Below are 25,245 nucleotides of genomic sequence, written 5' to 3' on the forward strand. Positions count from 1 at the left end.
AATAATGTTTGGCTAACTGTTAAGATAGTACATTGAGTAGTAAAAAGCGGACATGGTGCAGGCAGGCGTATCGGGGGAATGTGACAATTCGGCCCAGGGATTGATTTAACTTTGAAATACTTAATTCTGTAACAAATTCTTGCCGGTGTAGCCCGAAAGGGTCATGCCAGGTTACGCCTGGAATGATAAAGTAAAATAATGCTTAGGAGGGGACTGCAACGTATAACGTAATCAAAGTGCTGATCCTGCTGATTCCCACCGTGATGGTCGGCATCTGGGAGTGGGTGCGGCATCAGCTCCTGATGCCCTACCTCTCGATGGACGCGGGCAATTACCTGACCCCTGTACTGGTGTTCCTGTCCAGTATTGTTCTGCTGCTGCCGCTCTTCCGCCTCATGGAGCGGAATCAGCGGGAGCTGGAGCAGAAGCGGGCGGCCACAAGTGCCATGGAAGCACGGGAGGCGCTGGCCAAGGAGCTGCATGACGGGATGGCCCAGTCCCTGTTCCTGCTGTCCGTGCGGATCGACCGCCTGGAGCAGAGCCGCACGGAAGGAAGCGTCAGCGCAGAGCATGTGGACCAGATCAAAAAGACCGTTCACGAGGTCAACCGTTATGTCCGCCAGGCGATTGCCAGCCTGAAGGTGCCGGTTAGCGGCGATGCTGACTTCTCGCTGGAGCGCTCGATCCAGGAGCAGCTTGCCGGGCTGGCCGGTGAGGTCATGATTGAGGTGTCGCTGGACTGGCGGCTGGACGGGCAGGCGTTAACCCCAGCGGAGCAGGCCGAGCTGCTGTCCTGCATCCGCGAAGCGATGATTAACGTGCGCAAGCATACACGGGCAGGCAAGGTAGCTGTATCTGGTCAGGGCAATGAGCAGAGCTGGCGTGTAACTGTTACCGATGACGGTGCCGGGATTCAGCATGAGGATCCTTTTGCGGTGAGCGGCAGCTATGGCCTGCAGATTATGCGGGAGCGGTCCCGCAGCATGGGCTGGCAGCTTCATGTCCAGTCAGATGCCGCCGGAACAACGGTAGAAATTGCAAAAGGGGGTGCGCTGGATGGAACGCTGCCGGGTGCTGATCGTCGATGACCATGCCCATGCCCGCGAGGCCATGAGCGAGATTCTGGCACTGGACGAACGCTTCGAGGTCATCGGCGCAGTGGCGAGCGGAGCGGAGGCGATCGTCTGGACCGGGCAATGGATGCCCGACCTGATCCTGATCGATATCGAGATGCCGGGCATGGACGGCCTGGAGACGACGCGGCGCATTAAGCTGGAATATCCGTATGTGAGAATTGTCATCGTGACCGTATCGGATGAGATCTCACACCTGTTCGAAGCGCTGAAGCAGGGAGCGCAGGGGTATCTCCTGAAGAACCTGGCCCCCTCCACCTGGATTGAATACTTGCAGGCAATTGTCAGTGAGGAGGTGCCGCTGAGCCGGGAGCTGGCCTTCCAGATTCTGAAGGAGTTCGCCGTCCCTTCCGTCAAGGAGGAGCGCGAGGCATTAACGGCGCGGGAGAAGGAAATACTGGGCTGTGTATCCTCCGGGTCGACGAATAAAGAAATTGCCGCCACCCTCGGTATATCCGAGCATACGGTGAAGAACCATCTGAAGAATATCCTGCAGAAGCTGCAGCTCCAGAACCGCACCCAGCTCACCCGCTACGCGTTCGAGCAGGGGCTGGCTTCGCGGCGGGAACGGGATTTTCCGGGGAAGAGATAGAACTGGAGCTGTCCCGGCAGAGGACAAGTTCAGAGAGAGGAAGCCGGGAGGGCGTTAGCGCGCAGGTCCATTATCCATGATATAGAGAGAAGGGGAGATTGAAGATGAGCAGATTATTCCGCAAAATCGCAGCATTGACCGCACCAGCCGCCGCAGCCTTGATGCTGTTCGCCGCCGCGGCGAGTGCGCATGTAACGGTAAGTCCCGCAGAGTCCGGTACAGGGGCTTGGGAGACCTATACACTGAAGGTTCCGTCAGAGAAGGACATCGCCACCGTGCAGGTGGATCTGCGGATTCCGGCTGGCGCGGAATTCAAGCAATACGAGGCCACGCCCGGCTGGGAGGTAACCGTTGAAGGGAATAAGGTGAGCTGGATTGCGAAGGACGGGGGCATTGCCGCCGGTCAGTTCCAGCGCTTCTACTTCACGGCGAAGAACCCGGATACCGCCGGCGATATCGCCTGGGATGCCTACCAGCATTATGCCGACGGCAGCCTGGTGCAATGGTCCGGCGAACCCGGCACCGACTCGCCGCACTCCATCACCTCCATCGTGGAGGCTTCCGGCAGCAGCGGCGGCCACAGCCACGGCGCCTCCGGCACCTCCGCCAGCGGCACCATGACCATGGACGAGCACCAGGCTATTGTGGCTGAGGAGAACAGCAAAGCCAGCGTCTCGCCGCTGCTCTATATCACCCTGGGCATCTCGCTCGTCTCCTTCCTGCTGTCCGCAGTGGCTCTGCTGCGGGGCCGGAAGGAGTAGCTGGACAGGAGTAGCTGAATCTTTGTAATAGGTGGAGCCCGTAACAGAAAGAACCCCGTACCCAATGTGGTGAGCATTCATCACCGGGTGCGGGGTTTTTTGTGATTTTGTGGGGGAGGATGGGTTAGGGGGCTTGTGGGATACAAGTGTGAGACGCTAAGTGGAAAAACGGCACCTAATTTCAGCGAATCCGTCTCAATCCGGACAACAGTTGGAAAAACAGCACCTCCTCAAGCCGTAAGCAGGTAAAGTGCCGGTTTAGTCTGTATTTAAGCGCCTTAAATCCAACTGCTATAGCTGATGTGCTTGAGATGGGAGGAAGAGGTGTTATTTATCCAATTGTTGTAATATAAGAAGCAGTAAACTATGATGGTGAGGAAGCCATTGGGTATGTGGGAGCCGAGGAAATCTAAAGGAAAATCAAGGTTGGGATATTAATTCTTGCTGAGCCCAATTACGTAGATCTGGACTTAATGGTGTAAAATGGGATATTTGAAAAGTGGTGACAAGATGAGGGATTCATTAAAAGTTGTTATGTCAATTGTAGCTTTGCTATGGATCACAGCATGTGACGTTGAAGAGAAAAACGTTGCACAGACCACAGTCCATGCTACCAAAACACGGATCATTCTAAGTCTAAACTGATAAAAGTTTTGATTGGAAAATGGAAAATAGACAGTGAATAAGAGGTGAATATATGACGTTTGGCAATGTCCCGGTTAAACTCCAATCTCTAAGGATACCCTCAAGTTGGGAAGTATCTTATAATACATTATTAGAACTTAATCCAGCAGAGCTAGGCTCTGAAGCAGGTGAATGGTTTAACTTTACCGAAGATTTATTACAATTAAAGCATAGCAATTACAATATATTATTGGATGTGGGATGGTACCCTGAAGCAGATCCAAATGGAAAGTACGGTTTGGAGCTTATCAAAGACTATAACTGGAGTACTCCACTAATAAGTTTCGATACTATTGATAAGACAGAATTAGTAGAAAAAATAGAACTGTTAGTTTGGCAGGTAGGTGAAGGCTATTTTAATTAATTTTCGTGAAATGGATATCCACACCAAAGGAGGCCCCATAATGTCCCTATCCCGACAAGAGCTAATCGCACTCGTAACCAAAATTGTAAACGCTGAAGGAACGGAGGAGGAGCTGGATCAATGGCTGGAGACGGTGATAAGACAGGTGCCGCATCCGCAGGTCAGTGACCTGATTTATTGGCATGAGCCGGAGCTGACGCCGGACGAGATTGTGGATGCTGCGCTTAGTTATCAGCCAATTATACTTCCGCCTCCCTCAGAGAATTAACCCGCTACTTACCTTGCGATAAATAATCGCGGGGTTTTTTCATATTCAACGCTCAATCCCAACCGTCAAGTGTGAAAATGGTCTACTGTTTGCGCACCATTTTCCCGCATAATCAACCGTTTTCTCTCATGGCAGTGTCGGTTCGTGTCTTATAATGGAAGCGTTACCAAAGTATGCTCATGGGAGGCTGAGATGATGATTGGCAAGCGTATCCGAAGAATGGGAGTACTTGCACTAACGGCTGTGATGTCTGGCTCTTTGTTGACCGCCGCTCCCGCTGTAACCGATGCCGCAGCCAGCGAGGAGTATAGCTGGAACAGTGTCGCTACCGGTGCGGGGGGCGGGTTTGTGCCGGGGATTATTTTCAACCAGACGGAACCGAATCTGATCTATGCGCGGACGGATATTGGCGGGGCTTACCGCTGGAATGAGACGACGGGGAGCTGGATTCCGCTGACGGACAGTGTCGGCTGGGTGGATTGGAACAAGAATGGTGTCGATGCGCTGGCTACCGATCCGGTTGATCCTGACAAGGTGTATATGGCGACCGGAACCTACACGAATTCCTGGGACGGGAACGGGCAGATCATGCGCTCTAACGACCGGGGGAATACCTGGCAGTCCTCGCCGCTTCCCTTCAAGGTTGGGGGCAATATGCCGGGACGTTCGGCCGGAGAACGGCTGGTCATCGATCCCAATAAGAACAGTATCCTGTTCTTCGGGGCGCGGAGCGGGAACGGGCTGTGGAAGAGTACGGATTCCGGGGTAACCTGGACGAAGGTCACCTCTTTTACGAACGTAGGGACTTATATCCAAGATCCGGGGAATGAGTATCAGAGTGATATCGTGGGCTTGTCCTGGATTACTTTTGATAAAAGCACCGGCTCTGCCGGACAAGCCACCCAGACGATCTATGTCGGCGTGGCGGATACGGCCAAAAGTGTGTTCCGCAGTACGGACGGAGGAGCCACCTGGTCTGCACTGCCCGGCCAGCCCGTAGGCCTGCTTCCGCATCATGGGGAGCTGTCCGCCACCGGCGATCTGTACATTACTTACAGTGACGGGGTGGGACCATATGACGGACGCAAGGGCGAGGTCTGGAAATATAACACAACCAGCGGAATCTGGAAAAACATCAGCCCGACTACAGGGTCGGACAACTTCTACGGCTTCGGGGGGCTTGCGCTGGATGCCCAGCATCCGAATACGCTGATGGTTGCCAGCTTCAATGCCTGGTGGCCGGACGAGGTGATCTTCCGCAGTAAGGACGGCGGGGAGACCTGGAGCCGGATCTGGGATTGGGGCTTCTATCCGGAGCGCAATTACAAGTTCGAGATGGACATCACGGCGGCTCCGTGGCTGAATCTCGGGCTGACTTCAAGCTCACTTGATCCTGCGCCGAAGCTGGGCTGGATGATGGGCGATCTTGAGATTGACCCGTTCAACTCGGACCGGATGATGTATGGCACCGGCGCAACGATCTACGGTACGAATAATCTTGGCGACTGGGATACCGGCGGCAAGGTCAAAATCTCCGTCATGGCCAAGGGCGTTGAAGAGACAGCCGTACTCGGGCTGATCAGCCCGCCGGCGGGTGCTCATCTGATTACCGCGCTGGGGGATGTGTCGGGCTTCCGGTATGAAGATGTAACCGCGGTGCCGGTGAACTACCAGACGAGTCCCATCTGGGCGAGCACAAGTAGCATCGATTATGCGGAGCTGGACCCGGCCTATGTCGTTCGTGTCGGTGGTGCGGACAAAGAGAAATATCCGAACAGCAAGTCGGTCGGCATCTCGAATGACAACGGCAAGAACTGGTATATGCCGAATGCCGAGCCTGTAAAAGGAGGCAGCACCACGACAGGCAAGGGCCAGATCGCTGTCTCTGCAAACGGCAACGCGCTGCTGTGGAGCACTTCGGATATCGGGGTCTTTTATTCCAAGACGGGCGGTAATTCCTGGACGGCGAGCAGCGGTGTGCCTGCCGGAGCGAAGATTGCCTCGGACCGGGTGAATCCGAATAAATTCTATGGCTTCTATGAAGGCAAGCTCTATCTCAGTACAGATGGCGGAGCCACGTTCGCGGCAACAGCGGCAACAGGGCTGCCTGCCAATAACGTGAACGGCCTGCAGCCGGACCAGGCTCAGGTCAGTCTGAAGGCTATGCCGGGAATCGAAGGGGATATCTGGTTTGCCGGCGGACATCCGCTGGACAAGTATGGTATCTGGCATTCCACCAACTCGGGAGCAAGCTTCACCAAGCTTGTTAATGTGGAAGAAGCTGACCTGATCGGGTTCGGCAAGGCCGCGCCGGGTGAGAGCTATATGGCACTCTATACGGTAGCCCAGATTGATGGAGTCAGAGGCGTGTTCCGCTCGGATGACGCCGGGGCAAGCTGGGTGCGGATTAACGATGATGCCCACCAATATGCCAGAATCAACATGGCGATTACAGGCGATCCGCGGATCTATGGACGCGTGTATCTGGGATCCAACGGACGCGGCACCTTGTATGCTGATCCGGTGAATCCTCCGGCAGCAGGCTCTGTCATTACGCCGGTGACGGCCAGCTTCGACAAGAAGACGGAGAATCAGAACGATATTGATGTGACGCTGACCCTGAACGGGAATACCCTGGATTCGATCACGAACGGGGCTGCAGCGTTAACCGCCGGAACGGATTATACGGTGAGCGGTTCAACCGTGACGATTCATAAGGCCTATCTGGCGGCGCAGCCGGTGGGAACGACGGCGCTGAGCTTCCATTTCAGTGCCGGAGCTGCGAAGACCCTGACGATTACCATAGCAGATACAACGAATGCGGCTACGGATTCTGACATTACGCCGGTGACAGCGGGCTTCGATAAGAAGGCTGCGAATCAGAGTGACATTGAAGTGACGCTGACCCTGAACGGGAATACCCTGGATTCGATCACGAACAGGGCTACAGTGTTAACCGCCGGAACAGATTATACAGTTAGCGGTTCAACCGTGACGATTCACAAGGCTTATCTGGCAGCACAGCCGGTGGGGACAACAACGTTGAGCTTCCAGTTCAGTGCCGGAGCGGCAAAGACACTGGCCGTTACTATAGCTGATACGACTGCGCCAACAGGTGGCGGTCTCAAAGTCCAGATGTACAACAACACCACGGCTGCTGCATCGAATGCGCTGAGTCCGCGGATCAAGCTGGTGAATACCGGAACAGCTGCGGTATCCCTCGCCGATGTGAAGCTTAAGTACTATTACACCAGTGACGGTGAACAGGCCCAGAACTTCTTCTGTGACTGGTCGCAGATCGGAAGCGCCAATGTGACCGGAACGTTCGTGAAGCTTCCGGCGGCGGTGACCGGGGCAGATCATTATCTGGAGCTGGGCTTCACCGCAGCTGCAGGGTCGCTTGCTCCGGGAGCCAGCATCGATATCCAGCTGCGGGCCTCTAAGGTGGACTGGACAAACTATAACCAGGCTGATGATTATTCCTTTAATCCCACAGGCACAGCCTATGCTGATTGGGCTAAGCTTCCGGCGTATATCTCCGGCAGTCTGGTATGGGGAAATGAACCTTTGTAACTGTTAGAGCAGGATAATAAACCGGCTGTTCATGATGAAATTCATGGGCAGCCGGTTTTTGGTATGCCAGGATGAAATAAATGGGACATCGAGGGAACCTTTCTATGGAAGCGGACCAATATAGAGTGTAAACAAGACAGAGAGGAGTGGAGGAGCGATGACGGAAGAGGAGCTTCACGATTGTCTGCAAAGGATGAGCAAGGGAGAGCAAGAAGCCTTTGTCTTGCTGCATAACCGGATCAGGAAGCAGGTGTACGGGACCGTCAGCCTGCTGGTGAACCGGCAGGCTGACGTAGCGGATGTAGTCAATGAAATCTACATCGAGCTGTTCCGCTGTCTGCCGCATTATGACCGCCAGCGGCCGTTCGGGGCTTGGCTGAACGGAATGATCGTCCGGCAGTGCAGCAGCTGGAACCGCCGAAGCTGGCGCAGGCTGCGTCTGATGATCCGCAGCCGGGAGAATGCTTCAGAGGTGTTGTATCCTGGGGCAGATGCAGAGCTTCTGGCGGAGGAGCAGCGGGGGGAGCTGATGCAGCTGGTCAGCGGGCTGCCGCCCAAGCTGCGCAGTGTCATTGTGCTGCGCTACTATGGGGAGTGCAGCTATGACGAAATTGCCTCGGCGCTGGACATCCCACTGGGAACAGCCAAATCCCGGCACCACAAGGCGCTGCGCAAGCTGCGGCAGCAGGCGGCTTTTACCGGAGAAGATGAGATGAAGGGGGACTGGACATGTCTGTCGAGAGTCAACTGAAGCGGAGATTCGATAGTTATAGACAACATACAACGGTGCCGGAGCAGCTGGATCAGCGGTTAGCGGCGAGCTTTGAGCAATTTCATCAGCGGCAGCAGCGGGGAAATGCCGGAAGACCCTTTCGTGTGCGCGGGACCGCCCGGATCGCTCTGGTTCTCTGCGGCCTGATGCTCTTCGGAGGGGTGGTCTATGGCGCGGAGCGGTTATGGAAGGTTACCTATGGAGCCACCGGCCTGGAAGTGAACATTCAACAGGATGCTAATGAGTCGGCGGCTTTTGCCAACAAGACCCGTCAGATGATTGCAGATGTTCAGTCTCAGCTTGCGGTGAATGAATCGGCTATGCTATTAATTTCCAGGTCGAACGGGATGACGGAGCTCCGTATGATTAACCGCCCGCAGATATTTACAGATATCGGGAGCTGGAAGAAGGCTGTTGAGCCTGTCACTGGTAAGCTGAGTGTGCCGGGCAGATTACCGGAAGGATATCGTTTTGCCGAAGGAAGATCCGACAGTACAGTGGGTATTACCGATGGCTCCTGGGTTAAAAAATACACCAATGTCCTCACCAAGCGGCTAAAGCCCGGGGAACATTACGCCTGGATCAAGAGCTTCAATGTGCCCAACCAACTGGCCGGTACGGTGAGTCCTAACCTGATATATCAAGGTCCTAAGGGAGAGAATGATTTCATCTCCGTTACCTATTCTCCGCTTACGCCGTGGGCACAGCTTACCTCTGATGTTTGGGCGGATACCAAGGTTGAGCATCTGAAGGTAAATTCTGAGAAGGCCTTGTATGTGGAGAGCCGCCAAGCCTATGAGTATAACAGCAATGGCTATTATGCTTACATCCGCTGGATTGAACTGCGGGAGAAGGAGGACAGAAATATAATGCATGAGGTAGGCACTGCCTCACCTGAAGTTACGAAGCAGATGCTGCTGAAGGTTGCGGAGAGCCTGCGATAAGTGTAGAACCCTAAGAACACATATAAACCTCTATCGTTGAAGAAATTCATCATCAACAATAGAGGTTTATACTGTTGCCACTATACCCATGTTAGTCTCAGACTCCTTATCCTATCCTTGTACTCAGCCGGGTAGAAATCGTCCGAGCGGCAGTATATTTGCCTATCCTGCACATTCAAACAGCTGTAATGCATCCGCTGACCACGATTGGAGGGGTGTAAAGCTTGTGAGCTTTAAGAAGCTCATACCGTTTCGCGCAGGGATGGATCAAGTCAGGAATGCCAGGATCAAAGATATAGTCTCAGTCACAAGGAAAAGGCTGCTTAAGACGGATGCCCGTAAGTATCGGTCCCGGTCTATGGTCTTGCCGCAGTGTCTTAATCCTTGAGCTGATACCTGAATTATACCGTCCGCTCCGGGATTAGTAAAAAAGCAAAATTTTTAAATATAGACCCTCTGTTTGCCGAATGGTTATGAAAGCGCTATTATCCTGGAGTTTGCTTAGATTCTTAAGCATTCAAATGGCGCGGGATTTCCTGTATAATGGAAAAGATGGTGTCAATGCTGCTTATGCTCGGGCGGTCTGCCTGAGGGGAAGGATGCGGAAATGAGCTTGTATGGAGTGAATCTGGAGCTGCTTGGCAGCGGGCTGCTGAAGCCGTTTCTGGAGGATAATTATATATGTGCAGGTTATCCCGGCCTGGGTGACCTGGAGAATGCCGGCAGGGAAGAGATCGGGCGGAGACTCCGGGCGGCCGGCTATCAGGGGCAGGCGTTGGATGAAGCCGAGGCCAGTCTGGATACCTTCGTGAATGTGATGCAGGACGGGGATTATGTGCTGATCGCGGATGAAGAGTGGGTTTACCTAGGGGATCTGGGAGATTACTTCTATGATGATCTGCATGACGGGATCGGGGACGGGACAGCGCACCGGCGGGGAGTAACTTGGCTGAAGAGCATACCCCGGGATGCGGTGAATCTCTCGGTAAAAGAATTGCTCGCGGCAGACCGCAGAGTCACGGCGTATCCGGGAGTGCTCCCGGCAGCCCGAATCGAGCTGTGGCTGGGCGATGACTCTGCCGGCAGCGGCGAATTGGCCGGGGCTTCTCCGGTTCAGGTCGATGAGGCGACTATTGCCAAAGCATTGGCGGTGCTGAAGGCAGCCCTGGACAGTGCGGATGCCGAGCGGCAGGAGCGCGCAGCTGTGGCTATTCTGCAGTATGCCAAGAGAATATAAGAGTCTTCCGGTGTAATAGCCGGAAGACTCTTTTTTTAGAACAAAGAATTAATATGTCGTGGGGGATGTCAGATAAATTCAACGAACTCATTCACCGGCTTGCGGTAGCCGCGCGGTCTGATCTTGTGCTGGTTGTCCTTGCCGATCGTAATCAGCATCACCGGAACCAGATTGTCGCTGAGGCCGAGGACCTTCTTCACTTCTTCGGGGTCGAAGCCGATCATCGGGCAGGTATCCCAGCCCTTATCCTTGGCAATCAGCATGAACTGCATCGCGGACAGCGACGCATTGCGGATCGCCTCATCCCGCTGGAATGCATCGTTCCCTGTATAAGAGTCATTGATCGATTGAATAACCTGATCATAAGCCTCCTCGCTCATCGCTCCCAGCAGCTTCAGCCCGCTATAGATCTCAGGGGCCTGCAAATAGGCATTCTTGTCACCCAGAACTACAATGACAGCGGAGGCGGTGTGAATCTTGTACTGGCCGTAAGCGGCGCTGCGGATCTGCTCCTTCACCGTATCATTGCTGATGACCTTGTAGTGGGCGTGCTGCAGATTGAAGGCCGAAGGCGCCAGGCGGGCCAGCGAGAACATCTCTTCCAGCTCGTTTTGCGGGATTTTGACGCCTTCCACGAAATTGTTGGCGGATCTGCGGGATTGAACCAATTCGGAAAAAGTACTCATTAATCATTACCTCCATCAAATATGTATAATTGGTTAGTAAAAATCAATTGCTGTTATTAATAAATGAACTTACATTTAGTTACTTGCTTAAGATATCACGACTCCCTCTATCCGTCAATGAGAAAAAACGCAAACCGCCGCAATTTATATGGTAAATTTCTTGTTGTTCTCAAAGTTTTCAGAATAAAAGTGATTATAATCACAAAATTATGCTATAAAACCAAAAAGATTGTGACATTATTAACAAATAGAGTGTTATAATAGTCACATAGTTTCATAGGTTGAGTATGAAGCAGCGCAAACATCATTATAAAGGAGACATTGATATGTCAGAAACAGTTACTCAGTCCCCATCGCAGCAAGAAGTACCGGCTGCAGCCCAGTCGCTTCCCGGAGGCGATGTTCTGAATGAGCTGATGAAGCCGGAGGTTCAGCAATCGCTGATGCTGCTGATCGAACAGCTTCCGCAGATTAACCAATTGGTGGGTGCATTAGGCAAATCGATGGATTTCGTGCAGTCGGTTGCCACCGATGAAGTTTTGAAGAATGACACGGTCGGTGCGATCAAGGAAATCGCGGAGCCTGTGGTCGACACGGTCAAGAATCTGGCAGCCACAGCCATTGAAGCGAAGGACCGCGCAGAGGCCAGCAATGAGACGATCAGCCTGTTCGGCATGATGAAAATGATTAAGGACCCGCAGGTACAGAAGGCGCTCCGGTTCATGAATGCCTATCTGCAGGTCAGCGGCGAACGCCAGTCTGCGAAATAGAACCTTAAACTTTGAATTGCAAGGATGGAGGAAAATAAGATGTCCAAACATATCGTTATTCTAGGTGCAGGCTACGGCGGCCTGCTGAGTGCGTTAACTGTGCGTAAATATATGAGCAAGGCCGAAGCCAAAGTTACTGTAGTCAATCAATTTCCTACGCACCAGATTATTACCGAGCTGCACCGGCTGGCCGCAGGCAGCGCATCGGAGCAGGCTGTTGCCATGCCGCTTGCGAAGCTGTTCGCCGGCAAGGATATTGATCTGAAGATTGCTAAGGTCAATTCATTCTCGGTGGAGAACAAGCAGGTTATCCTCTCCGACGGCGTTATGCTGACCTATGATGCCCTTGTTGTCGGTCTCGGCAGCACTACAGCCTATTTCGGTATTCCAGGGCTTGAACAGTACAGCATGGTGCTGAAATCCGCAGCGGATGCGCTTAAGATTCACGCACACATTGAGGACCGGATCAGAGCGTATGCCAAATCCGGAAATGCGGCGGACGCAACGATTCTGATCGGCGGCGGCGGACTGACCGGGGTAGAACTGGTAGGCGAAATTGCTGACATTCTGCCTAAGCTGACGAAGCAGTACGGCGTGAACCCTGCGGAGATTCAACTGCTGCTCGTGGAAGCCGGTCCGAAGATTCTTCCGGTCCTGCCGGACCCGCTGATCGAGCGGGCGACGGCCAGTCTGGAGAAGCGGGGCGTCCAATTCCTGACCGGCCTTCCGGTTACGAAGGTAGAAGGCAATACGGTAGATCTGAAGGACGGCCGGCAGATTGTGGCCAATACCTTCGTCTGGACCGGTGGTGTACAGGGGAATCCGCTGGTTGGTGAATCCGGGCTGGAAGTGAACCGCGGCCGGGCTACCGTCAATGAGTTCCTGCAGTCTACCTCCCATAAGGATGTATTTGTGGCCGGTGACAGCGCTGTGGTCTTCGCACCGGATGGCCGTCCATATCCGCCGACGGCACAAATCGCCTGGCAGATGGGCGAGCTGATCGGCTACAATCTGTTCGCTCATCTTACGAATGCAGCCCCTGCGACCTTCAGTCCGGTGAATTCCGGTACGTTGGCCAGCCTGGGCCGCAAGGACGGGGTAGCCATTATCGGCGGTAACAACACTCCGCTGAAGGGGCTGCCGGCTACACTGATGAAGGAAGCCAGCAATATCCGTTATCTGACCCATATCCACGGGCTATTCAGCCTGGCTTATTAATTCTCAATACTACTAACCTTATGATCCCCTTCCGCTGCTATAGAGGCAGTTGAGGGGGATTTCGTTTTGAAGGCAGATTTTGCAATGAAAACGTGTTCGCAGGAAGTCTATTTGCTATAATGGTCATGTTCTTACTATATTAGAGGCTTACATAGGAGGATTCCAGACATGCCATTTCAAAAAAATGATATCATCCTGTTCCAGGGGGACAGCATCACAGATTGCGGACGTAATTACGCCGAGGCTTCATCGCTTGGAGTCGGCTATGCGCTAATGGCGGGTGCGCGTCTCGGAATGCAGTATCCCGAGAAGAACCTGACCTTCTTCAACCGCGGGATCAGCGGCAACCGGGCCGTGGATTTGCAGGCGCGCTGGGACAGAGATTGTCTCGAACTGAAGCCCACCTGGGTATCGATCTACATCGGCATCAATGATACATGGCGGCGGTATGATTCCGGGCAGGAGACTTCGGCGGCTGAATTCGAGGCCTCCTACCGCGACCTGATTGAACGTACCAAGCAGAATCTGGAGGCCAAGCTGGTGCTGGTTGAACCGTTCGTCCTGCCGGTGCCGGAGGACCGCAAGAACTGGCGTCAGGATCTCGATCCCAAAATCCATGTAGTACGTGAGCTGGCCCGTGAATACGGCGCGATTCTCGTACCCTTGGACGGCTTGTTCGCTGCGGCAGCGGCGAAGGCGGAGCCGGCCTTCTGGGCAGGCGATGGGGTCCATCCTTCCCCTGCCGGACATGCGCTGATCGCCGATGCCTGGCTGAAGGCGGTAGGCGCTATAAGCTAACAGGGTGGGGAGCAAGATCAGCACTGGATCATTGCTGCGCAAGCCGGTTTCTGCATTGCAGGAGCCGGCTTTTGACGTTGAGGCGGGCGGGCTTGTCTGTGCCCGTTTCACTCCGCAGAAGAAGGCTGTTATACTTGTATTATACATAAGGTTTGGAGGTGGGGCCCATCAGACGGCGGCTGCTGATTGTGTCTGTTGTGTCTGTATGGATGGCTGTGCTGTTGAGCGGGTGCCAGAACGCTTTTGGGTATATTAATGCAAGATGGATATCTGAGATTGAGTTGACTTACAATGCTTCGGAAGGCAGGGCGGATGCGGCTCCTTTCGAGTCGAAAAGCTTCAGCGATGAAGAATTCATTAAGACGGTGGCGTCTGCAATGAACTCAAGCAAGCGCATCCCGGGTGATCTGGATTACGATGCGGATTTCCGCATGAAGCTGGTCTACGCCGACGGGGATGCGGAGGATTATATCCTGGGCTTGAGCCGGAAAACAGGGAACAGCGGCTTGCTGCTGTCCGCTGAACGCAGCGCGACGGGCTATACGGTGTCTGCGGAGAATGCCGATGCGCTGCGCCGGATGATCTTCAGCGGAGGAAGCGGAGCGGTTGCGCGCGATGAAGCAGCCCGTTCCCGGGTGGAAACGAAGGGACCGGTAACGGTCTCGCGTAATGACCTGATCCCGGTTACAGGCAACAAGGAATTCCTGAATCTGCAGCTGCTGCAAGGCAGCTACAGCGAGGATTGGTCCACGGCATCCCCGCTGGCCGGAAGAAGCTGGAGCGGACAGTTCCGGCTGGAGCTTACCGATGAGCAGGGGGAAGCGCTGGGCACCTTTGCGCTGAGCCGGCATTTCAGCGAAGAGCTGCGCTTCGGCGACCTGTTCCAGATCCGGTTCGCCGATTACAACGGGGATGGTAACCCCGATTTCACCATCGGGCAATACGGCTCAAGCAATGGTTCTCTCTTCAAGCTGTTCACCCTGCTGCCGGACCATACGATCCGCGAGCTGCCGGTTAAGGGCGCTGCTTCAGGGCTGTTAATCAGCAGTGTTGACCGGTATTCGGTCAAGCTGGATCAGGTGGAGGGCGGGTTCCGGGCCCGCCATTATGACAATGCTTCAGGCAATGAAGCGGAGACTGTGTACCGCTGGGACGGGGCGGCTTTTCAGGAAGCTGCCGATTAATATGCAGGAACCCTTAGCGGCAGGGCTGCACAGGATGAAAGAGGGGCGGGCCGCTGCGGAAGCTGCTGGTCATCCCTGCAAGGACCGCTGAACGGAGCATCAGCGTACAAGAGAGGAATGTGACAGGAATGACGAGCGAGACACTCCAGGATCTGCAAGGGCTGAAAGCGGCCGGCAAGGTGGTAGGCCACACGATCGCCGAGATGAAGAAAAGAGTGGTCCCCGGGATGACAACTGCGGAGCTGGATGAAGTGGGGGCGGCGGTTTTGCGGCGTTATGGTGCGAAGTCGGCTCCTATGCTGGCGTATAATTTTCCCGGAACGACTTGCATCAGCGTCAATGAAGAGGTAGCGCATGGTATTCCGGGGCAACGGGTGATTCAGGCCGGGGACCTGATCAATATTGATGTGTCTGCCGAGTTGAACGGTTATTATGGCGACGCCGGGGTATCTTTTCAACTGCCGCCTTATCATAAGAAGCTGGTTCATCTCTGTGAGAGCACGGAAGCCACGATGATGAGTGTGATCCAGCATCTGAGAGCGGGAATGAGAGTGAATGAGATCGGGCGGGTTATGGAAGCGGAGGCGCACAAGCACGGGTATAAAGTGGTACGCAATCTGTGCAGCCACGGGATCGGCCGGTCTCTGCATGAGAAGCCGTTCGAGATTCTTCCCTTCTACCATCCGCGCGCAACTACTGTACTGAAGGAAGGGCAGGTCATTACGATCGAACCGTTCCTCTCGACAGGGTCCGACTTTGCGGAGCAGCAGTCTGACGGTTGGACGCTTAGTGTCAGAGACAACAGCCGTGTTGCCCAGTTCGAGCATACGATTGTGGTGACCAAGGGCCAGCCCATCATTCTGACCAGCGCCTGACAGCAAGTGGCCGGGGGGCTTCAGACTGCAAACGTATGCCGTGCGGAATTCATACCTATAATAGATACCAGCGGGGAAATTATAGCAGAGCTGTGATTGCCTCTAACCTGGAATCGGAGGGTAATGAAGATGGACAGTGTACCGCAAGTCAGCCAATCTTTTATGGCATTTATGAAGGAGGCGCCGGACCAGCAGAAGGCCTGGGGGGAAGCCGTGCAGAAGCTGGACGCAGCCAGCGCCCTTGATCCCCGGACTGAGGAAATCGCCTATATCTCCGTGCTGGCAGCAGCCAGACTGGATAGCGGGCTATCCTTCCATGTCAAGCATGCCAAAGCGCTCGGCGTGACCCGGGAAGAAATTATCAGCGCCGTGCTTCTCCCTCTACCGGCGGTGGGCAACGGGGTCATTCAGGCGCTCCCGGCGGCTTTGCAGGCCTATGACGGCGAATAGAGGGCAATATGGGGCAGCCGCAGATCATTCTGCGGGATTGACAACTGCCGCTAATGTAACTATTATAGTTGCATCTAGCCGGAAGCAGTCCGGTTAGCGGAAGGAGAGATTGTCATGAACATCAGCACCCGGTTTGCGGTGGCTATTCATATTCTAACTTTAATCGACAGCAACAAGGACGGTAAAAGCACCTCCGAATGGATTGCAAGCAGCGTGAATACGAATCCGGTGGTGATCCGCCGCCTCACAGGGATGCTCAGCAAGGCTGGCCTGGTGGAGGTCCGTCCCGGTGTGGCCGGGGCGAAGCTTACCCGCAGCGCTGCCGATATCACCTTGCTTCAGATATATAAAGCTGTGAATGCCGTAGAAGAGAACTCATTGTTCGCGGTGCATGAGCATCCGAATCCGGAGTGTCCGGTGGGGAAGAACATCGCCGGAGCCATCGTTCCTGTATTCTCGCAGGCACAGAAGGCGATGGAGGATGAATTGCAGAAAGTTACGCTGCATCAGATCGTCCATCAGATTCCGGCAGGCTGAGACCGCCGCGTTAATTTTAAGCAAATCTTCAGCCTTGCTTTATATGTTTTTAAGGTTCGGGGAGTATAGTTAAGATCTCCACCCCCCAGTGGAACCATTGTTGTCAGACTCTGCCGTGCCTCGGCGGGGTCTTTCGCTGTGTATAGGGGGATTTTCTTATTTTTCATCAAACCTTTAGGTGCTTTTCATCTGGCGTTAAGCTTCGGCTGTTATATTAATCACATGACCCCTTACAATAGACATTGGCCCTGCCGGTTCCCGGCAGGGCCCCTTTTTTGGGACAATGCACATTTCCTGCGGTGTTCTTTACACAGGTTAGCCGATCGTATAGACTGACACAAGGGTGATTGGAGCCGGCAAGAAGCAGCAGCACTAATATAGTTGATGTCCAGTGAATAAACCGGGGAGTGATCTCGTAATGGTTATATTTTGCAACGGGGACCTGAGTGTCCGCAGACTGGAACGGGAAGATGCACCACTGCTGGTCCGGTGGCTTTCAGACCCGGCTGTGCTGGAGTATTACGGCGGCCGGGACTGTCCGCATGATATGGAGAAGGTGCAGGCGGAGTTTTATAGCAGGGAAGAGGAAGAGATTCATCGCGGGATTGTTCAGTTTAAGGGCCGGGATATAGGCTATATCCAGTTCTATCCTGTTGGCAGTGAAGAGAAGGATGTGTATGGATACGCAGATTATACAGGCAGAATCTATGGCATGGATCAGTTTATCGGCGAACCCCAATTATGGAACCAGGGCATCGGATCGCTGCTTGTCGGCGGCATGGTACAGCATCTGGTCGAAGTGGAACAGGCTGACCTTATTGTCATGGACCCGCAATGCCGGAACCACAGGGCGCTAAGAGTGTATGAGAAAAACGGGTTTGTCCGCGGCAAGCTTTTACCGGAGCGCGAATGGCATGAAGGCGAGCGGAGAGACTGCTGGCTTTTATCATATACGCCTACATAAATCTGTACGGAATGATTAATAAGGAGATGTAGATCATGAAGAATCAATATACCCTCCTGGGAGCTGCCCTGATTCTGGGACTTAGCCTGGTTGGAGGCAGTTACGTAATTAGTCATGGGCTGCAGATGCAGCCGCAGGCGCAGGTGGATACGCAAGATGAGCACCCGTTGATGACGCTTGCAGAGACCGCACGCTTCCTGCGGCTGAGTGAGGATCAGGTGAAGAATATAATGAAGGCAGAGAATGCCATGCTGCGCAATGACGGCCCTTTCGAGGGGATGAAGCTCCCTTATCTCAAGGTGGATAACGAGTTTTTGTTCAATAAGCAGCAGGTAATGCTCTGGATTCAGGCGGCTTCGCAGGAGAAAAGGGTGTATATGGGAGAGAAGCTGATCAGTAAATAGAGAGGGGCTGAGTGGAGGGAGCGCGTAATGAAATTTTTCACTATACCATGGTATGAGGAGATGCAGGTGCGCGGGTTCATGGTCTTCCCGGAGACGGAGCAGGACTGGCTGGAGGATGTCGCCTGGCATGTGGCGGAAGGCATCAGCTATGAGGAGCGGGCGCAGGATGCGCTGGACTATCACAAGGCAGACTTGCTGAAGTATCTTCCTGAATATTTCCATGCTTCCATCCATGAGGGAACGCTCAAAGCGGTTTATCCGGCTCCTGAATTCAGGGAACGCGCAGAACAATGGTGCCGGGAGGCGGATGAGCGGATACAGGCGAAGTTCATCGAATACCGCCGAGGCTACGAAGCTATTAAAAACAAGCTCCCCGCACAAGCGGTCCAGTTAGCCGAGGGTTCTCTGCATGACGCCCGCGTCATCTCCTGCTCTGAGCCTGAGGAGGGCATCGTGGAGTTAGTGCTGGATTGCAGCGGAGCTATGCATTATCAGTGTGATGTGCTGCTCAGATTCACCGGGGTGAGCGGACTTAGCCTGCCGGATCGAATCGCGGGAAAGGTCTGGTTGTATGATGAAATCTGTGCAGTGGAGCAGGGGTTCGAGCTGGGGGTCCTGATGGATTCCCCGCTTTGGGAGTTCAGCATTACTGCGCAGGATGTATCGATTGAGCTGCCGGGTTCACCCCCGTTTGAAGCGTTATTATAGGATATGTTTGTTCAGAAGTCCTGCCGGTTGGCAGGGCTATTTGTATTTTCCAAAAGTAATTGACAAACATATATAGTGCTACTATACTTAAGTTAGTTAATGTGTAACGGAAATAGTTACAGGGCATGAATGGGTTTGAATAGGCTGGAATGACAGAGGAATAAACAGCTAACACTAAGCGGTATGAAGCAGGAAATGGAACCAGTGGCATTAATCCATCAATATTAATCAGGAGGGATTCAGATGACAGCAACAGCAGTATTACCGCAAGAATTGGAGATTGGACGGGTACAGATCCGGGTAAGCAACCTGGAGCGGTCGCTTGACTTTTATCAGAATGTGGTAGGCTTGAAGATTCTGCGGCAGGAAGGGCGCGAGGCGCAGATGACTGCTGACGGCAAGCAGGTGCTGCTTGTACTGCGCGAGATTGAGCAGGCCCGGATTCTGCGGCGGAATTCAGCTGCGGGCTTGTATCATTTTGCGATTCTGCTGCCGGACCGCCCGAGTCTGGGCCTGGTGCTCCGCAATCTGATCGCTTCGGGCATCCAAGTCGGCCAGGGAGATCACCTGGTCAGTGAAGCCCTGTATATCGAGGACCCGGACAACAATGGCATTGAGCTATACCGCGACCGGCCCCGCGATACCTGGAAATATGAAGCCGGCGGACATGTGGTGATGACCACTGATCCGGTCGATGTAGACGGCCTGCTGGCTGCTTCAGAGGGACTGAGCTGGAGCGGATTGCCTGCCGGTACCGTAATCGGCCATGTTCACTTCCATGTCGGTGATCTGGCAGAGGCCAAGCGGTTCTATGTGGATGCGCTGGGATTCGAGGTTACAGCCAACTACGGAGCGGCGGCCTTGTTCATCTCCGCAGGCGGATACCACCATCATATGGGGCTGAATATCTGGGCAGGCCAGGGAGCGCCCGCTGCTCCTGCCAATGCGGCTGGTATCGACTACTTCACGCTGCTGCTCCCTGACAGCGGGGCCGTGCAGCAGGTGGCTGAACGTGTGAAGCAGGCCGGCTACGCGGTGGAAGAAGCTGATGGGATCGTTACATTGAAGGACCCCTGGAATATAGGGATCAAGCTTCTAGTTAGTCGCTAATGTGACCGGTAACGTTAACGGGAGGTACAAGCGGAGGATATTGATCTCCGCCGTGCCTTCCGTTTCTTGGCGTCTAATCAGGCCTGTAGCCGTCTGTACAGAGGTCTGGTGTATAGGTTATTATTATGTTCAGACTTAGGACCGGGAGATGATAGGCTTGGAGACTTTTCTTGCTGTACTGCTGCTGCTGGGCTTGATCGCAGTATCGAATATCGTGAACCGGTTCATTCCGTTTGTTCCGGTTCCGCTGATTCAGATTGGACTTGGCATTATTGCCGCACTGATTCCGACGGGAATACATATGCATTTTGAACCAGAGCTGTTTTTCGTGCTGTTCATTGCTCCGCTGCTCTTCAATGACGGGCGGCGGACGCCGCGCGATGAGCTGTGGAATCTGCGGGCGCCGATTCTGCTGCTGGCGCTTGGGCTCGTATTCGTCACCGTCTTTGTCGCAGGCTATGCGATCAACTGGATGATTCCTTCCATTCCGCTGGCTGCTTCCTTCGCGCTGGCGGCGATCCTGTCTCCTACGGATGCGGTAGCGGTTGGCGCGCTGGCAGGCAGAGTGCATCTGCCGAAGAGCATCCACCGGATTCTTGAAGGGGAATCGCTGATGAACGACGCCTCCGGCCTGGTGGCCTTCAAATTTGCGATTGCGGCCATGGTTACCGGTGTCTTTTCCCTGCCTAAGGCTTCGCTCAGCTTCGTGCTAATCGCCGCCGGAGGGCTGTTGCTTGGCGCAGTACTGTCATTCCTGCTGATCCGGGTCAGTGTGTTCATCCGCAGGTTCGGGATGGAGGATGTGACGATCCATGTGCTGCTGCAGATTCTTACGCCGTTCATCATCTACCTGATCAGTGAAGAGGTCGGGGTATCCGGCATTCTCGCTGTGGTGGCCGGCGGCATCATGTTCGCTATTGAGAAGGACCGCACGGTGTCCCCGCAATATAAGCTGCAGCTTGTATCCGCCAGTACCTGGTCTGTATTGCTGATGGTCCTGAACGGTCTGGTATTCCTGATTCTGGGCGTATCTGTACCGGATGTGGTTGGGGTCATCTACAAAGACCCGGCGCTCAACAACTTCATGGTTGCCGGGTATGTCCTGGCGATTACTGCGCTGCTTATTGTCGTACGTTTCCTGTGGGTCTATGGTTATTCCTTATATGAGAGCAAGCGCCGGAAGGCGGAGAAGGCGCCGCTCCGCTCGCAGATTATTACGTCGATCTCCGGTGTCCGGGGAGCGGTGACCCTGGCAGGGGCCTTCTCTATTCCGCTGGTGCTGGGTGACGGCGTCACCCCGTTCCCGGAACGTGATCTGATCATCGCGCTGGCTGCAGGCGTGATTCTGGTGTCGCTGGTCATCGCCAGCATCTTCCTGCCGCTGCTTGCCAGCCGGGAGGAGACAATAGTCCAGCCAGCCGCAGCCGGCAGCCCGGCCAGCACAGAGCTGGCCGCGAGAAATGTAGTCATTGACGCCGGTATGTCGATGCTGCGCAGTCTGGTCTCTGAGAGCCCTGAACAGGCGAGGCAGCCTGTCCTGCTGGAGTTCACGGACAAGATTGACAGAATCTGCGCGGCAAGGGCGGATCACGATCCGGCCGATGAGGAGCTGCGCCGCAAGGCAGTTGAAGCCCGGATGAATGCGCTGGAGGCAGAGCGCACAGAGCTGCGGCGGATTATGGAGAATGGGGCGATTCCGGAGCCTGTCGCCGTGAAGATGGAGGAGCTGCTGGATCATACGGAATCCCTGCTGTGCCAGCGGCTGAATACACAGCTCCGCTTCTCCTTAACGGAAATTCAGCGGCTGTTCTCCGGCTTGTTCAGCGGTAAGCTGGGGGGCGGGGAGAGCCGCGCCGCGCTGCAGAATGCTGAGGCGGCCCGGACGGCCAAGATGGCGATGTGCAGGGCGGCAATCTCAGCCGTAAGCGACAACATGAGTGAGGAGAACCGGGAAGCGTCGCAGAAGATCATCGGCAAGTATCAGCAGATGGAGGCCCGGCTGGCTCAAGGAGAGGGCTGGATCAAGGATGGTGTAGTGGATGACGGGAAGCTGGAGCTGAAGCTGCAGGCTATCCAGGAGCAGCGTAATACCGTGCAGGAAATGTATCAGAACGGGGCGATTAATCTGAAGGTAGCCGGCAGGCTGCGGCGGTTCGTGGATCAGCTGGAGACCTCCATCTGGGAGGATTAGACCGCAAGAGCGCCTGTGCTGCAACATAGTGTAACCTGATTAAATGTACAAAGCCCGCTTGCGCAGGGACCCCTGGGTCCTTGCTGCAAGCGGGCTTATTGGTGCTGCCTGGGTGATCAGGCGGACCTTTTTGGAAGTTTCTTGAGGCGCATAAAGACCTGGCCCAGCACCTCGCTCAGCACCAGCCCGGCAGCAATGGCTCCGGACAGCAGGAGCGCCTGAACCCCAAACTGGATGCCAAGGTTATTATCATTCTCCACGAACTTGCGCATGGCATCATACGCAAGACCGCCCGGCACAAGCGGGATGATGCCGCCGACACTGAAGATAATGACCGGCATCTTGAAGGAACGCGCAAAAAACTGGCTGATCAGTCCGACCACAACGGTAGCGCCAAAGGTGGCGACGACCGTATCGGAGCTGTAATCCAGCAGCAGGTACAGCATCCAGCCAATCATTCCGGCGAAGCCGCATTGCAGCAGTGCGCGCACCGGTGCATTGAACAGAATGCAGAAGGTTGAGGCAGCGATGAAGCTGGTGATCAATTGCAAAATCATGGCAGGACGACCTCTTTCAAATGGGTGTTAAAAAATGGACAGGACCAGCCCGATGCCGGTCCCGATGGCAAACGCGGTCAGGAAGGCGTCCGCCCCTTTGGAGATGCCGGATACCAGATGCCCGGCCATCAGATCACGGACGGCGTTGGTGATAAGCAGCCCCGGCACAAGCGGCATCACGCAGCCGATGATAATCTTGTCCATTTCCCGCCCGATTCCCAGCCTGACGGAGAAGAATGCCAGCAGTCCGATGATGAAGGAGGCGATGAATTCCGCGAAGAAGCGGATCTGCACCAGGCGGTGAAGATAAGTGGCCGCTGCGAAGCCTGCACCGGAGATCAGCAGCGACGGCAGGGCATCCTGCAGGCTGCCCTTGAACATGACGGTGAAGCAGGCTCCGGTCAAGGCTGCCGCTCCGATCTGTACCCATACCGGGTAAGCATGGGCTGCATCATCAACCACGCCCAGGCGTTCGCGGGCTTCAGCAGCTGTGAGCTGGCGTTCGCTCAGCCGCCGGGAGATGTCGTTGACCTCGGATACCTTCTGCAGGTCGGTTGTCCGCTCGGCGATGCGGAACAGCTTCACCGGCTCGGTCCGGCTGGTGGTGAACATAATGACCGTCGGGGTGACGTAGCTATGCGCACCGGGGAAGCCGAGCGCTGCAGCCATCCGGCTCATGGTGTCCTCCACGCGGTAGGTCTCTGCCCCGCTCTGCAGCATGATCTTGCCCGCCAGCAGGCACAGGTCGATAATGTCATGCGTGGAAGTGTTGCTATTGTTGCTTGTGCTATCCAACTTCGTCGATCCTCCCCGGGAATGTTATATATTCGATTGTCGCCGGAAAGTGTGAAAATTACAACCTTTATTGCAAATAATCTGAAAAATGCTGAACGAGCGCTGGAGCTACTACTCATCGAGCGTGCATAATCCTGTGGCCACCCCGCCGGCGAGGATGGTCAGGATGGAATGAAAGAAGGTTTCCTTGGAGATCAGAATCCCTCCTGCGCCGATAATCATGAAGTCCGTCAGGAATATGATGAGGCCGACATTCAGCGGAACATAACGCCTGATGTATTTGGCCAGCAGGTCAGTTCCGCCTGTACTGGCCTTGAAGCGCAGCATCAGCCCTAACCCGGTGCCCATGAGGAAGCCGCCGAGAATAGCGCTTGATATGGAGCCCAGCTCGATATAATACAGGAAGTAATACTGAAGCGGGTAGAGAAGCTCAATCAGGAAGGAGGAGGCCAGCAGGCCCAGAATGCTGGTATAGAAGATGTCCCGTTCCCGGAACCAGGCCAGCAGGAAGATCGGCAGACTGCAGAGCATGATGCAGACGCCGATTGCCGTGCCGGAGAGATAATTAATGATCAGGGCGATGCCGATAATTCCTCCGTCGAGGATTTTGTAGGGGACCAGGAAGAAGTTGGTTCCGGTGGCAATCAGCAGGCTGGCCAGCAGAATAATAACATAGCTTGGATAGGATCGCATATTCAACATCTCCGGATTAAGGCATGTCTTAATACATATGCGGGCAATTGGAAAAAATATCTAAAATCCATGCTCACCGTGAATAAAGCTTCCGGAAGCGCAGCGGAGAGATCCCGACCTTGCGGCTGAAGCGCCGGGAGAAGTAAGCCGTACTCTCGAAGCCGGTGCGCTCTGCGATTCCCCCGACCGGAATCTCTGTCTTAAGCAGAAGCAGCTTGGCTTGCTCCAGCCGGTAATCGGTCAGATACTCCATGGGTGTTAGCCCGTAGACGCGCTTCATGCAGCGGGCTAAGTAATTGTAGTGAAAATGTAAGGCATCCGCCAGCGAGGCATTCGTAATCTGCTCCGCATAATGATTACGCAGATAAGCCTCGGTCTGCTCGGCAATCTCCGCCGCCTGGCTTCCGGCCGCGTCCCGCCGGGCCAGATCCATCGTCCGCAGCATCTCCTCGAAGATGCGCTGCTGCTGCCACACGGCGCTTGAGCGCCTGCCCTGGTTCAGCTGCAGCAGCTGTCCGGCCTGGCCGCTCCGTGCGAAGGGGACGGGGAGCGGAGCGAACTGGGGGATACGGATGGTATAGGGGTGGGTAAGGAACTTACGGAAATGCTCCTCCCGGTCTGCATATACCGGCTCACCCGCAGATACCGTCCATTCTCCCACCGTGTGAAAATGAACCCAGTTGAAGATGGTCTCTGTCTCACAAGGACGGACTGAATAATGGTAGCGGTCAGGCAGCAGCACCAGGATGTGCCCGGCGTCCACTGCCCATTCTGTATCCTCTTCTCCAATGTGCAGGCATCCCTGCTCCACGAGAATCAGATCGAATTTGCCCATACGACTGCGGTTCGGATGCTGGTCTCCGGGCAAATAGACGGTGCGGCCGCATTCCAGGAAATAGGGGAAGGGCGGCGCGGCAAGATGAATATAGGAAGAATTAAATGTCATTAGCGGCTCCTTGTATAGGGATGTGTTCTGC

26 protein-coding genes are annotated in these 25,245 nt (G+C 54.6%); 21 read left to right on the forward strand and 5 right to left on the reverse strand.

Annotation, left to right across the window (positions count from 1 at the left end):
- Nucleotides 1-236 precede the first annotated feature (236 nt).
- The 9 genes from MHI24_RS28800 (at nt 237) to MHI24_RS28840 (ending at nt 10,328) form a co-directional block, all read left to right on the forward strand.
- Nucleotides 237-1,088, forward strand: coding sequence for a histidine kinase (locus MHI24_RS28800; protein WP_340022989.1), 852 nt, complete (start codon nt 237-239; stop codon nt 1,086-1,088).
- Entirely contained in the window at nt 1,057-1,725 is a 669-nt protein-coding gene (locus MHI24_RS28805) for a response regulator transcription factor (protein ID WP_340022990.1), read from the forward strand. The genes MHI24_RS28800 and MHI24_RS28805 overlap by 32 nt, the downstream gene beginning before the upstream one ends.
- A gap of 104 nt (nt 1,726-1,829) precedes the next feature.
- The gene (locus MHI24_RS28810; RefSeq protein ID WP_340022991.1) at nt 1,830-2,486 is read left to right on the forward strand and encodes a DUF1775 domain-containing protein; all 657 of its coding nucleotides are present in this window, start codon (nt 1,830-1,832) and stop codon (nt 2,484-2,486) included.
- Nucleotides 2,487-3,183: 697 nt separating this feature from the next.
- A complete protein-coding gene (locus tag MHI24_RS28815) occupies nt 3,184-3,534 on the forward strand; it encodes a hypothetical protein (RefSeq protein WP_340022992.1) in 351 nt (116 codons plus the stop codon).
- A gap of 40 nt (nt 3,535-3,574) precedes the next feature.
- On the forward strand, nt 3,575-3,802 hold the full coding sequence (locus MHI24_RS28820; RefSeq protein WP_340022993.1) for a bacteriocin immunity protein: 228 nt from the start codon (nt 3,575-3,577) through the stop codon (nt 3,800-3,802).
- 195 nt (nt 3,803-3,997) lie between these two features.
- Nucleotides 3,998-7,375, forward strand: coding sequence for a X2-like carbohydrate binding domain-containing protein (locus tag MHI24_RS28825; protein WP_340026829.1), 3,378 nt, complete (start codon nt 3,998-4,000; stop codon nt 7,373-7,375).
- Nucleotides 7,376-7,532: 157 nt separating this feature from the next.
- Nucleotides 7,533-8,126, forward strand: coding sequence for a sigma-70 family RNA polymerase sigma factor (locus tag MHI24_RS28830; RefSeq protein WP_340022994.1), 594 nt, complete (start codon nt 7,533-7,535; stop codon nt 8,124-8,126).
- Complete coding sequence (locus tag MHI24_RS28835; protein WP_340022995.1) at nt 8,105-9,091, forward strand: hypothetical protein; 987 nt, start codon at nt 8,105-8,107, stop codon at nt 9,089-9,091. Before MHI24_RS28830 ends, MHI24_RS28835 begins: the two co-directional genes overlap by 22 nt.
- A gap of 607 nt (nt 9,092-9,698) precedes the next feature.
- Nucleotides 9,699-10,328 carry a hypothetical protein gene (locus MHI24_RS28840; RefSeq protein ID WP_340022996.1) on the forward strand — a complete coding sequence of 210 codons (630 nt, stop codon included), beginning with the start codon at nt 9,699-9,701 and terminating at the stop codon, nt 10,326-10,328.
- A gap of 68 nt (nt 10,329-10,396) precedes the next feature.
- On the opposite strand, the gene MHI24_RS28845 is transcribed toward MHI24_RS28840, so the two are convergent.
- A complete protein-coding gene (locus MHI24_RS28845; protein WP_340022997.1) occupies nt 10,397-11,014 on the reverse strand; it encodes a nitroreductase family protein in 618 nt (205 codons plus the stop codon).
- Nucleotides 11,015-11,340: 326 nt separating this feature from the next.
- On the opposite strand from MHI24_RS28845, the gene MHI24_RS28850 reads away from it, so the two are divergent.
- The 12 genes from MHI24_RS28850 to MHI24_RS28905 all read left to right on the forward strand — a co-directional run bounded on the left by MHI24_RS28850 (nt 11,341) and on the right by MHI24_RS28905 (nt 22,223).
- Nucleotides 11,341-11,784, forward strand: coding sequence for a DUF1641 domain-containing protein (locus MHI24_RS28850; RefSeq protein ID WP_340022998.1), 444 nt, complete (start codon nt 11,341-11,343; stop codon nt 11,782-11,784).
- A gap of 39 nt (nt 11,785-11,823) precedes the next feature.
- Nucleotides 11,824-13,002: an NAD(P)/FAD-dependent oxidoreductase gene (locus tag MHI24_RS28855; protein ID WP_340022999.1), complete on the forward strand. Its 1,179-nt coding sequence runs from the start codon at nt 11,824-11,826 to the stop codon at nt 13,000-13,002.
- A gap of 168 nt (nt 13,003-13,170) precedes the next feature.
- Nucleotides 13,171-13,800: an SGNH/GDSL hydrolase family protein gene (locus MHI24_RS28860; protein WP_340023000.1), complete on the forward strand. Its 630-nt coding sequence runs from the start codon at nt 13,171-13,173 to the stop codon at nt 13,798-13,800.
- A 158-nt stretch (nt 13,801-13,958) separates the two neighbouring features.
- The gene (locus tag MHI24_RS28865) at nt 13,959-14,984 is read left to right on the forward strand and encodes a hypothetical protein (RefSeq protein ID WP_340023001.1); all 1,026 of its coding nucleotides are present in this window, start codon (nt 13,959-13,961) and stop codon (nt 14,982-14,984) included.
- Nucleotides 14,985-15,112: 128 nt separating this feature from the next.
- The gene (gene map, locus MHI24_RS28870; protein WP_340023002.1) at nt 15,113-15,859 is read left to right on the forward strand and encodes a type I methionyl aminopeptidase; all 747 of its coding nucleotides are present in this window, start codon (nt 15,113-15,115) and stop codon (nt 15,857-15,859) included.
- 129 nt (nt 15,860-15,988) lie between these two features.
- Nucleotides 15,989-16,309 (forward strand): carboxymuconolactone decarboxylase family protein, encoded by a 321-nt coding sequence (locus MHI24_RS28875; protein ID WP_340023003.1) that lies wholly within the window; start codon nt 15,989-15,991, stop codon nt 16,307-16,309.
- Nucleotides 16,310-16,423: 114 nt separating this feature from the next.
- A complete protein-coding gene (locus MHI24_RS28880) occupies nt 16,424-16,846 on the forward strand; it encodes an Rrf2 family transcriptional regulator (protein ID WP_340023004.1) in 423 nt (140 codons plus the stop codon).
- Nucleotides 16,847-17,264: 418 nt separating this feature from the next.
- Nucleotides 17,265-17,810, forward strand: coding sequence for a GNAT family N-acetyltransferase (locus tag MHI24_RS28885; protein WP_340023005.1), 546 nt, complete (start codon nt 17,265-17,267; stop codon nt 17,808-17,810).
- Nucleotides 17,811-17,845: 35 nt separating this feature from the next.
- A complete protein-coding gene (locus MHI24_RS28890) occupies nt 17,846-18,214 on the forward strand; it encodes a hypothetical protein (protein ID WP_340023006.1) in 369 nt (122 codons plus the stop codon).
- Between the two features lie 27 nt (nt 18,215-18,241).
- Nucleotides 18,242-18,922: a DUF4085 family protein gene (locus MHI24_RS28895; RefSeq protein ID WP_340023007.1), complete on the forward strand. Its 681-nt coding sequence runs from the start codon at nt 18,242-18,244 to the stop codon at nt 18,920-18,922.
- A gap of 243 nt (nt 18,923-19,165) precedes the next feature.
- Nucleotides 19,166-20,032, forward strand: a complete 867-nt coding sequence (locus MHI24_RS28900) for a VOC family protein (protein ID WP_340023008.1) — start codon at nt 19,166-19,168, stop codon at nt 20,030-20,032.
- Nucleotides 20,033-20,180: 148 nt separating this feature from the next.
- Nucleotides 20,181-22,223, forward strand: coding sequence for a Na+/H+ antiporter (locus MHI24_RS28905; RefSeq protein ID WP_340023009.1), 2,043 nt, complete (start codon nt 20,181-20,183; stop codon nt 22,221-22,223).
- A gap of 116 nt (nt 22,224-22,339) precedes the next feature.
- Here MHI24_RS28905 and MHI24_RS28910 read toward each other — a convergent pair whose 3' ends face one another.
- The 4 genes from MHI24_RS28910 to MHI24_RS28925 form a co-directional block, all read right to left on the reverse strand.
- On the reverse strand, nt 22,340-22,780 hold the full coding sequence (locus MHI24_RS28910; protein ID WP_340023010.1) for a threonine/serine exporter family protein: 441 nt from the start codon (nt 22,778-22,780) through the stop codon (nt 22,340-22,342).
- Nucleotides 22,781-22,807: 27 nt separating this feature from the next.
- Nucleotides 22,808-23,575: a threonine/serine exporter family protein gene (locus MHI24_RS28915; protein ID WP_340023011.1), complete on the reverse strand. Its 768-nt coding sequence runs from the start codon at nt 23,573-23,575 to the stop codon at nt 22,808-22,810.
- Nucleotides 23,576-23,686: 111 nt separating this feature from the next.
- On the reverse strand, nt 23,687-24,268 hold the full coding sequence (locus MHI24_RS28920) for a YitT family protein (protein ID WP_340023012.1): 582 nt from the start codon (nt 24,266-24,268) through the stop codon (nt 23,687-23,689).
- Nucleotides 24,269-24,341: 73 nt separating this feature from the next.
- Nucleotides 24,342-25,214 (reverse strand): AraC family transcriptional regulator, encoded by an 873-nt coding sequence (locus tag MHI24_RS28925; protein ID WP_340023013.1) that lies wholly within the window; start codon nt 25,212-25,214, stop codon nt 24,342-24,344.
- Between the last annotated feature and the right edge of the window lie 31 nt (nt 25,215-25,245).

Origin of the sequence: Paenibacillus sp. FSL K6-1096, from assembly GCF_037977055.1 — a bacterium.
GTDB lineage: Bacteria > Bacillota > Bacilli > Paenibacillales > Paenibacillaceae > Paenibacillus_AQ.